Origin of the sequence: Nocardiopsis tropica (genome assembly GCF_042660575.1) — a bacterium.
Taxonomy (GTDB): Bacteria; Actinomycetota; Actinomycetes; order Streptosporangiales; family Streptosporangiaceae; genus Nocardiopsis; species Nocardiopsis tropica.
Window position 1 is genome coordinate 85,457 of sequence record NZ_JBHSUF010000027.1, and the last position, 9,462, is coordinate 94,918.

General features: G+C 74.1%; 10 protein-coding genes and 1 pseudogene. 3 read left to right on the top strand and 8 right to left on the bottom strand.

The genetic code is table 11. The features are described from left to right. The first annotated feature begins 100 nt into the window (after positions 1 to 100). A complete protein-coding gene (locus tag ACFQBR_RS30750) occupies positions 101 to 1,165 on the top strand; it encodes a ferric reductase-like transmembrane domain-containing protein (RefSeq protein WP_344182408.1) in 1,065 nt (354 codons plus the stop codon). Between the two features lie 228 nt (positions 1,166 to 1,393). Here ACFQBR_RS30750 and ACFQBR_RS30755 read toward each other — a convergent pair whose 3' ends face one another. Continuing rightward, positions 1,394 to 1,588, bottom strand: a complete 195-nt coding sequence (locus ACFQBR_RS30755) for a CsbD family protein (RefSeq protein WP_267946895.1) — start codon at positions 1,586 to 1,588, stop codon at positions 1,394 to 1,396. A gap of 134 nt (positions 1,589 to 1,722) precedes the next feature. Continuing rightward, positions 1,723 to 2,523 carry a bifunctional hydroxymethylpyrimidine kinase/phosphomethylpyrimidine kinase gene (gene thiD, locus ACFQBR_RS30760; protein ID WP_267946894.1) on the bottom strand — a complete coding sequence of 267 codons (801 nt, stop codon included), beginning with the start codon at positions 2,521 to 2,523 and terminating at the stop codon, positions 1,723 to 1,725. Positions 2,524 to 2,766: 243 nt separating this feature from the next. Between thiD and ACFQBR_RS30765 the strand changes: the two genes are divergently transcribed. Beyond that, on the top strand, positions 2,767 to 3,381 hold the full coding sequence (locus tag ACFQBR_RS30765; protein WP_344182412.1) for a TetR/AcrR family transcriptional regulator: 615 nt from the start codon (positions 2,767 to 2,769) through the stop codon (positions 3,379 to 3,381). Between the two features lie 31 nt (positions 3,382 to 3,412). Beyond that, the gene (locus tag ACFQBR_RS30770; protein WP_344182414.1) at positions 3,413 to 4,621 is read left to right on the top strand and encodes a DUF418 domain-containing protein; all 1,209 of its coding nucleotides are present in this window, start codon (positions 3,413 to 3,415) and stop codon (positions 4,619 to 4,621) included. Between the two features lie 111 nt (positions 4,622 to 4,732). Here the strand turns inward: ACFQBR_RS30770 and ACFQBR_RS30775 are convergent, their stop codons facing one another. From ACFQBR_RS30775 to ACFQBR_RS30800, 6 genes and pseudogenes are all read right to left on the bottom strand, one after another. Beyond that, positions 4,733 to 5,215, bottom strand: coding sequence for an SRPBCC family protein (locus ACFQBR_RS30775; RefSeq protein ID WP_267946891.1), 483 nt, complete (start codon positions 5,213 to 5,215; stop codon positions 4,733 to 4,735). After that, positions 5,212 to 5,472 (bottom strand): acyl carrier protein, encoded by a 261-nt coding sequence (locus ACFQBR_RS30780; RefSeq protein ID WP_267946890.1) that lies wholly within the window; start codon positions 5,470 to 5,472, stop codon positions 5,212 to 5,214. The genes ACFQBR_RS30775 and ACFQBR_RS30780 overlap by 4 nt, the downstream gene beginning before the upstream one ends. Before the next feature lie 21 nt (positions 5,473 to 5,493). Next, positions 5,494 to 6,705 carry a beta-ketoacyl synthase N-terminal-like domain-containing protein gene (locus ACFQBR_RS30785; RefSeq protein WP_267946889.1) on the bottom strand — a complete coding sequence of 404 codons (1,212 nt, stop codon included), beginning with the start codon at positions 6,703 to 6,705 and terminating at the stop codon, positions 5,494 to 5,496. 9 nt (positions 6,706 to 6,714) lie between these two features. Further along, complete coding sequence (locus ACFQBR_RS30790) at positions 6,715 to 7,971, bottom strand: beta-ketoacyl-[acyl-carrier-protein] synthase family protein (RefSeq protein WP_344182418.1); 1,257 nt, start codon at positions 7,969 to 7,971, stop codon at positions 6,715 to 6,717. A gap of 693 nt (positions 7,972 to 8,664) precedes the next feature. Next, on the bottom strand, positions 8,665 to 9,267 hold the full coding sequence (locus ACFQBR_RS30795; protein ID WP_267946887.1) for a response regulator transcription factor: 603 nt from the start codon (positions 9,265 to 9,267) through the stop codon (positions 8,665 to 8,667). Then, positions 9,264 to 9,462, bottom strand: a pseudogene (locus ACFQBR_RS30800) (sensor histidine kinase); the annotation flags it as partial. The pseudogene ACFQBR_RS30800 and the gene ACFQBR_RS30795, both read right to left, overlap by 4 nt.

Below are 9,462 nucleotides of genomic sequence, written 5' to 3' on the forward strand. Positions count from 1 at the left end.
GGTCCGGACCGGTCCCCGGACACCCCGGGAAGAGGGGTGGCCAGGCGGGGGAAGCGCTGCTGTCATAGGGGTTCCCTCTCACGAAAGGCACCCCCCGCCCATGGCCGACACCACCGGACCCGAACGCGCCCGCCCCGGGCGCAGACCCTCCCGGATCGACGGCGCGGCACTCCGCGCCGACCTGCGGCGCGTCGTTCCCGACAGCGCCGCCGCCCTTGTCGTCACCCTCGTCATCTTCTTCGTCGTCTACGCACGCATCGAGGCGGGGACCTCGATGACGCTCATGGTCATGCCGTTCCTGTCCGACGCCGGGGAGTACTGGCTGTACTGGCTCTGCCAGGCCTTCGGGTGGTCGGGGCTCCTCTGGGCCTGGATCACCGTCATGCTCGGGCTGCTCCGCTCCACCGCGCCCCCGGCGCGGGCCCCCGTCCCGCACGCCCGCATCGAGCGCTGGCACCGCGTCACCAGCCTCACCACCATGGGACTGATGTTCGCCCACGCGTTCGCGTTCTTCCTCGAACTCGTGCGGGACAACGAGGAGGGGCTGGCCTGGGGCGGACGCCTGCTGTCCGCGTTCGTGGACGTGTTCGTGCCCGGCGGATACGCCACCGGGACCGGGCAGGTCGCGATCCTCATCGGGCTGATCGCCCTCTACCTGGCCGTGCCGCTCAGCCTCGCCTACTACTTCCGGTTCCGGACCGGGACGCGCACGTGGCGGGCGCTGCACCGGTTCGTCATCGTCGTCTACGCGCTGAGCGTCTGGCACACCCTGCTCTACGGCACGAACGTGTGGTTCGACGGCTGGTTCCGCACGTTCGTGTGGGCCCTCCAGCTCCCCGTGGCCCTGCTGCTCCTGGCCCGGCTGCTGGCGCCGCTGCGCGCGGACGAGCGCTTCACGCTCCGCGACCTGGCGGGCGGGCGCAGGCTCCGGGCGCTCGCCCGGCTCGGTGCCCGGCTGGCGGCCGCGGCGACCGTCGTCGTGCTGCTCGCCGTGACGATCACCGGCCGGGACGGGGGCCGGACCCCCGGGGCCGAGGGCGGGGAGATGCTGATCGGCCAGGACATGGTCTGGGGCGGGCTGGCCGTCCTGCTGACGGTGATCGGCGCCGTCGTGCTGTCCCTGCGCCGCCGCGAGCGCCCGGAACGGGGGGCGCGCGTGGGATAGCGGGCCGTCCGGATCCGCCGCCGGTGCGGTGCGGGCCCCGCCCCGGTGGTCTCGTACCCGTGGCCGGTCCCGGCGCCCGGCCCCGCCACGGGTACGAGGCCTCGGCGGAGGAACCGGGGACTTCCGCGCTCCCGGGCGCCCGGGCCGGAGCGGAGCCCCGGGCGGGCACGGCACGCGGCGGGGGCGGGGCGGCCCGGGGCCGCCCCGCCCCCGCCGTCCGCGCGGGTCCTACGGAGCCTTGGGTTTCTTGTCCGAGGTGAGGGCGTCCTTGGCCTTCTCACCGGCCTGCTTGAGCTTGGACGTGGTCTTCTCGGTCTTGCCCTCGGCCTGCCACTGCTCGTTGCCGGTGGCCTTGCCGAGGGACTCCTTGGCCTTGCCCTTGTACTCGTCGGCCTTGTTGCCGGCGCGGTTCTGCTCGGACATGTCAACCTCCTGCTGGGCATTCGGTCCTGGTCCCTGCCCTCACCGCTGTGGCGGCTCCCAATCATGATCCGCAGAAAAAATCTGCCCAAAGGGGATGAATTCTCCTGAAATCCTGGGTCGGGAGGCCGTGCGCGTCAGCCGCGCGGGGCGACCGGCACCACCGAGGCGAACGGGGCGTGCGTGGTCAGCCGCCTCTCGATCCCCTCGCGGACCATCGCCTTCGCGGTCGCGACGGCGGCGCCCACCTCGGCGCCCTTGGCCAGCTCGGCGGTGATCGCGGCGGCGAAGGTGCACCCGGCGCCGCTCACGCGCTCCTCGCCGATCTTCGGGGCGCTGAGGACCGTCACCTCCTCGCCGTCGAAGTACACGTCCACCGCGTCCGGGCCGGGGAGTTCCGTGCCGCCCTTGACGACCACGTGCTCCGGGCCGAGTTCGCGGATGCGGCGGGCGGCCTCGACCAGGTCGTCCACGGAGTCGATGCGCTCCATGCCCGCGAGGGTGCGCGCCTCGAAGTGGTTGGGGGTGATCACCGTGGCCAGCGGGAGGATCTGGGCGGTGAGCGCCTTGTCGGTGTCCAGGGCCGCGCCCGCCTCCTGGCCCTTGCAGATCAGGACCGGGTCCAGGACCACGTGCCGCCACGGCTGCCGCCGGAGGGCCTCGGCGACCACGTCGATGGTGTCGGGGGTGCCGAGCATGCCGATCTTCACCACGTCCAGGTCGTGGCAGGCGGTCGCCGCCTCGATCTGGTCGGCGATGACGTTCGGGGCGACGGGGACGAACCGGTGGCCCCAGCCGTTGCCGGGGTCGAAGGAGACGATGCAGGTGATCGTCCCCATCCCGTAGACGCCGAGCTCCTGGAAGGCCTTGAGGTCGGCCTGGATGCCGGCGCCGCCGGTGGCCTCCGATCCTGCGATCACGTACGCGCGGTCGGTCATGGGGGACCAACCTCCCTCTGTCGATGTGCTGTTGCCGGTCTCGGGATCCCTCGCGGGTTCACGAACCCGTTGTTATTGCATCACAAGCGCAGGTCCCGGGCGTTCGCGGAGTCCGTGGCGGGCGTCACGGGCGCCGCGACGCGGTCGCCCGGCGCCGGTGGCCGCGCGGTCCCGGGGGCGGCGCGGCCGGTCCCGGCCACGGGACCTGTCGCCATATTAAAAATAGTGTCGTATTATTTTTTCATGGCGAGAACGGCGGACCACGACGAGCGGCGACGACAGGTCGCCCGGGCACTCCTGCGCTCGGTGGGGAGGCGGGGGCTGGCGAGGACCACCCTCGCCGACGTCGCCGACGAGGCCGGGGTGTCGGTCGGGCTGGTGCAGAGCTACTTCCGCACCAAGTCCCAGCTGCTCCGGTTCGGGGTGGAGTACATGTACAAGCAGGGCGAGGCCCGCCTCCTGGCACTCGCCGCGGGCGAGGGGCCCGCCACCGTCCGGGAGTGGGTCCTCCGCGCGGCGGAGACCCTCCTCCCCCTCGACGACGAGCGGCGCCTGGAACTCACCGTCTGGCTGGAGTTCCTGCCGGCCACCATGGCCGACGCGGAGATGTCCCGGCTGCACAGGGCCACGACGCGGCAGCTCGTCGACGCGTTCGAGCAGGCGTTCGGCGAGGGCCTGCGGGCGGGCGAGCTGCCGCCCGGCACGGGCGCCCGCGCGGAGGCCGCCGCCCTCGTCGCCTTCGTGGACGGCCTGACCGTGCACCACCTCGTCACCGGCGGGGACTTCGCCGAGGCCCCGGTCCTCGCCTCCCTCACCACCTACGTCGACCGGCTCTTCACGGACCCCGAGAGCTCGTGACCCACGTCCGACCGAGAGCTGGGATGTCCGCATGACCACGACCGATCCGCAGACCGGGACCCCCGCCCGGGCGGGGGCGCGCCTCCCCCTGCTCGACGTCCTCCGGGGCGTCGCCATCATGGGCACCCTCGCCACCAACGTGTGGCTGTTCACCGCCCCCGGCTCCGAGGCGAGCTTCCTGTTCGGGGCGCAGTCCCTCGGCACCCTCGCCGACTTCCGGGAGTCGCCGTCCGCGGCCTCCCTGGGGGAGGGGCTGTTCCTCTTCCTCGCCAACGGCAAGTTCCTCGCCCTGCTCACCCTGCTGTTCGGCGTGGGACTGGCGATCCAGTTCCGCTCGGCGGCCCGGCGGGGGGAGCGCTGGCCCGGCCCCTACAAGTGGCGGGCGCTGTTCCTGTTCACCGAGGGCCTCGTGCACTTCACCCTGGTCTTCGCCGCCGACGTCCTCATGGGCTACGCGGTCACGTCCCTGGTGGTCGCCTGGCTGCTGACCCGCTCCCGGAGGGCGCGGGACGCCGTGATGTGGACGGCGGCGGCCCTGCACGCGGCCCTCATCGGGCTCCTCACCGCGGTGATGGTCCTCGACCCGGCCGCGGCGGGAGGGGAGACCCCGCCCGAGGTCGTGGACCTCTACGCCCACGGGAGCTACCTGGACCAGGTCGCCTTCCGGCTCGACCACGTGCTCCTCTTCCGGGCCGAGCCGATCCTCACCTTCGCCCTGATGGTGTTCATGTTCCTGCTGGGCGTGCGGCTGTTCCGCGCCGGGGCCTTCGGGGACGACGCCGCCGGCCGCCGCATCCGGGGCCGCCTGCTCGTGTGGGGCCTGGGCGTCGGGGTGCCGTTCAACCTGGCCACGACCCTGGCCGGGCCCGGGCTGGCCCTCCTGGACCGCTACGTCGCCGCCCCGGTGGTGGCGCTCGGCGTGATCGGCGCGGTCGGCTGGGTGCTGGACCGGGCGAACCCCGGGGGCCGCGCGGTCACGGCGGTGTCGTCCCTCGGCAGGACGGCCATGAGCGGCTACGTGGCGCAGAACCTCGTCTGCGTGCTGGTCCTCCACGGCTTCGGCCTGGGCCTGGCCACCCGCCTCGCCGACTCGGGCCCCTGGTGGGTGATGGGCCTGTGGGCGGCGCTGTGCGCGCTGCTCCTCACCGCCTCCACGCTGTGGCTGCGCCGGTTCCGCACCGGTCCCCTGGAGGCCCTCCAGAAGGCGGTGCTGGCGCGGGCCCCCGGACACCGCCGCTGACCCGGCCCGTCCCGCCGGGCCGTCCTGCGGCCCGGCGGGGGCGGGGGCCTCCGGGCGCCGGCGCGACCGCCGGGGCCGCGCCGTTCCGAAGGCCCCGGGGCCCGGACCCGGTCAGGCGACGGGGTTCTCCGCCATCGCCATCGCCCTCGCCTCGACCCTCTTCTTGATCAGCCCCATCTCGACCGGGGCCTCCCGGTTGATGTTGGCGGTGATCTGCTCGTCGCTGTAGGGCGAGTCGGGCTTCATGGTGAACTCGTTGCGCCAGGTCATGAGGACCCCGCCCGAGACCTCCTCATAGGTCCAGTGCAGGTTGATGAACTCGAACGCCCCGGTCTCCACGCGCCGGGCGCGCACCTCGCCCGCGGCGCGGTCCATGACGCGCTCGGACACCCAGCTCCACACGCGGCCCTGGTCGTCCGGGAACTTGGTGATCCGGAACCGGACGGTGTCCCCCTCCCTCTCGAGGACCTCCACCTCGGCGTACTTGGGGAAGAAACCGGTCCACTCGCCCAGGTCGTTGGTCATCTCCCAGACCAGGTCGAGGGGGGCGTCGATGACGATGCTGTTCTCGGTACGCGAGGGCACGGCCGTCACGCTCCTTCCATGTGGGCGGGGACGTCCCCGTTGACCAGGGCCATGAGTGCGGCGGGGGAGGGCGCCTGCTCCGCGTCGGCGCCCAGCTTGAGGCCGGTGCGGCGCTCGATCTCGGCCACGATGCCGAGGACGCCGAGGGAGTCGACCCCCAGCTCGTCGAAGGTCTGCGAGGACGCCGTCTCGACGTCGGTCCTGATCCCGGCGCAGGCGGAGATCAGCTCCACCTGTTCCTCGATCGTGATGCGGCTCTCGGCCATGGGTCTCCTTGTTGTCGTGTGTCAGACGTGGTCGGGATGCTGGAGGACGAGCGCGGAGTTCCCGCCGCCCACGCCCCGGGACAGCACCAGCGCGGAGCGCAGGCGTGCGGGGCGGGCGACCCTGGTGACCAGGTCCAGGCCCAGGGGCGCGTCCGGTACGTGGGGGGTGGGGGGAACGACCTGGTGTTCCAGGCTCAGCACCGCGGCGGCCACGTCCAGGGCGCCGGCCCCGGCGTAGGCCCGGCCGAAGCCCGCCTTCGGCGCGGTGACGGCCACGCCGTCGGGGAAGAGCCGCCGCAGCGCCGCGACCTCGTCGGCGTCGGCCTTGGGGAGGCCGACGGCGTCCGCGAAGACGACGTCCACCCCCTCCGGGCCCACCCCGGCGCGGCGCATCGCCTCCTCGGCCGCGCGCAGGAGGCCCTCACCGCCGGGGTCGAACGCGCCGACGCCGCCGAACGTGCTCGCGTGGCCCGCGACGACGGCCCGCACCCTGGCCCGGCGCGCCCGCGCGGTGGCCGCGTCCTCCACCAGCGCGACGGCCGCGCCCTCCGCCGGGACGAAGCCGCACGCCCCCTCCGTGAAGGGCGCGTACGCCGTGCCGGGGTCGCCGCCCTCGCTCAGGACCCCGCTGCCCAGCTGGGTGGCCAGGGCGAACGGCGAGCCCAGCGCCGCGTCGCTGCCGCCGACCAGCATCGCCGGGGTTCCGCGCCGGAGCGCCTGCCGGCTCTGCCCCAGGGCGTCGAGCATGCCCGGCTCGTCCGTGGTCAGCACACCGCACATGCCCTTGAGGCCGTTGCTGATCGACACCTGGCCCGTGCTGGCCGCGTAGAACCAGGCGATGGACTGGTAGGGGCCGACGAACTCCGGCCCCCGCCCCCACAGGGCGGCCAGTTCGCGCTGGCCGAACTCGTTGCCGCCGCTGCCGCTGCAGATGAGCACCCCCGTGGCGTAGGGGTCGGCGGCGACGTCGACCCCCGAGTCACGCAGGGCCTCGTCGGAGGCCACCATCGCGAACCAGCTGAACGCGTCGGTCCGGACGACGTAGCGGCCCTCGATGTGCTCGTACGGGTCGAACCCGGGGACCCTGCCGCCCAGGCGGACCGGGTAGCCCCGGGCTCCGACGTCGGGGATCGGCGTCAGGAGCGTCCGCCCCTCCACCAGCGCGGCCCAGTAGGCGTCGGTGCCCGTTCCCGCCGGGGACACCGTGCCCAGGCCCGTGATCACCATGGTCATGGCCGCTCCTCACTCTCCCCGGTCCAGGACGACCGCCGACTGGAACCCTCCGAAACCGCTGCCCACGGACAGCACCACGTCGGTCCTGTGCTCGCGCGCGGTCACCGGGACGTAGTCGAGGTCGCACTCGGGGTCGGGTGTGGCCAGGTTGGCCGTGGGCGGGACCACGCCGGTGTCCATGGCCAGGACGCAGGCCACGAGCTCGATCGAGCCGATCGCGCCGAGCGAGTGCCCCACCATCGACTTGATCGAGGTCATGGGGACCCGGCGGGCGTGCTCGCCGAGCGCGCGCTTGACGGCGTCGGTCTCGTGCCTGTCGTTCTGCACGGTCCCCGACCCGTGCGCGTTGACGTAGTCCACGTCGGTGGCGGAGCGCCGGGCGTGGTCCAGCGCGGTGGTGACGGCGCGCGCCATCTCCGTCCCCTCGCGCCGCAGGCCGGTCATGTGGAAGGCGTTGCCGTGGTTGGCGAAGCCCGCCACCCGGCAGCGGACGCGGGCGCCGCGCCGCCGCGCGGCCGACGCCTCCTCCAGGACGAGGACGGCCGCGCCCTCGCCCATGACGAAGCCGTTCCTGTGGCGGTCGAAGGGCCGGGACGCGCGCCCCGGGTCGTCGTTGCTGTCCGACGTCGCCTTGATGGCGTCGAAGCAGGCCATGGCGATGGGCGAGATCGGCGACTCGGCCGCCCCGGCGACGACCACGTCCGCGAGGCCGTCCTCGACGGCCTGGGCGGCGTAGCCCACCGCGTCCAGCCCGGACGTGCACCCGGTGGAGACCGTGCGCACCGGGCCGCGGGCGCCGACCAGCTCCGCGATCTCCCCGGAGAGCGTGCTCGGCATCAGCGCGAGGTGCGAGTGGGGCGCGGTGGCGGTGTGGTCGACCACCCAGTCCGCGCCGCCGCGGCTCGTCACCGCGTACTCCCGGTCCAGGCGGGTGGTGCCGCCGACCGCCGTGCCCATGCTCACCCCGACGCGCCAGGGCGGGACGCCGGCCAGTGGGGCGCCGCTGTCGGCCAGGGCCTCGGCGGCTGCGACGGCGGCGAACTGGACGTACCGGTCCATGCGCGCGGTCCGCTGCTCGTCCAGGCCGTGCGCGGCGGGGTCGAAGTCGACCTCGGCGGCGATCCGGGAGCGGTAGCCCGCCGGGTCGAACAGGGTGATGCCCCGGGTGGCGGTGCGACCCGCGGTGAGCATGTCCCAGAACGCGGTGGCGCCGATGCCCCCGGGAGCGACCACGCCCACGCCGGTGACGACGGCCTCACGCTTCACGGAGCGCCCCCCTCGCGGCGGAGTCGCGGCGGGTGCGGCGTAGCGGACGCGTGCGGGTCTCGGAGGAGGCGTCGCGGTGCCGCCGCGGCGCCCGGTGGGAAGTGCCGGACGGAGGTGTGACGCGCCCCGGTGACACCGGGGGACGGCAGATCTGGGTCAAGGGTGTCTTCTCCACGAGTTCAGGGATATCGACCGGGGCCGGTCGCGGGGCGTGATGCCGAACGGTCCGCGGGTGCTGTGCCGCGCTCGGGCGGGTCGGGCGACGGACAGCGGGCGAGAGCGGCCGCGGAGTGACGGGTCGGAGGCGGTGCGGCCGGTCACGGGAGACCGCAAACGGCCGACATCGCTACTTTCTGTGTTTGTGATATCACGATGTGGAGTCGATCTGGCGTTGGCCATGCCCCTGACGACGACCTGGTCGGCCAGGTTCCCCGTTTTCCCCGCGGCCCCCGAGCGGCTTGTCCGGCTGTTCGGTATTTGTTCGCCCTCCGGAGCGGCGCACCCGCCCGGGGAACGGGAAACCCCGGGTCCACGACCCGGGGGCGGCCGGGTTCCGGTGTGCGGACCGGCGCGCTCCGCCTCCCCCACCCTGCCCGGCTCCCGACGCCCGGGGCCGCGGGCACGGTCCGGTCCCGGGCGGGCGCCCGACGGCGGCCGTGCCCGCCGGAACCGCGGGCGTGTCCGTCCGGGCCGCTACAGCCAGTCGTGCTCGCGCGCGTACCTGGCCGCCTCGTGCCTGGTGCGCGTCTGGGTCTTCTGCATGGCGTTCGAGAGGTAGTTGCGCACCGTGCCCTCCGCCAGGTGCAGCCGGGCGGCGATGTCGGCGGCCGAGTACCCCTCGCCGGTCGCCCGCAGGACGTCCACCTCCCGGTCGGTGAGCGGGCAGTCGTCGATGACGGCGAGCGCGGACACGTCCGGGTCGATCCACCGCTTGCCCCCGTGCAGGGTCGCGACGACCGAGGCGATGTGCGCCGGCTCCGCCGACTTGCTGACGAAGCCCTGGACCCCCAGCCGCAGGGCCTTGCGCAGAACCCCGGGCCTGGCGTGCCGGGTCAGCATGAGGATCACCTGGTCCGGGAGCTCCCGGCGGATCGCCGCGACGGCCCCGAGCCCGTCCGTCCCGGGCATCTCCAGGTCGACGACGAGCACGTCGGGCCGGTGGCGGAGCGTGGCCTCCACGGCCTCCTCCCCGTCCTCCGCCTCGGCGAGCACGGTGATCTCCCCCTCCATGGGGAGCAGCGCGGCCAGCGCCTTGCGGAGCAGGGCCTCGTCGTCGGCGAGCACCACGGTGGTCATCGGTCGTCCTTCCGTGTCGGTGCGGGGCGGTGCGGCAGGGGGGAGGCGCCGGCGGCCGTGTGCGGGAAGCTGGCGGCGGTCAGGAACCGTCCGTCCTCGCGCTCCACCGTGAGTTCGCCGCCCTCGCCGGCCACGCGCTCGCGCAGGGTGGCGAGCCCGCCGAGCCCGGTGGGCGGGCCCTCCTGCGCGCCGTCG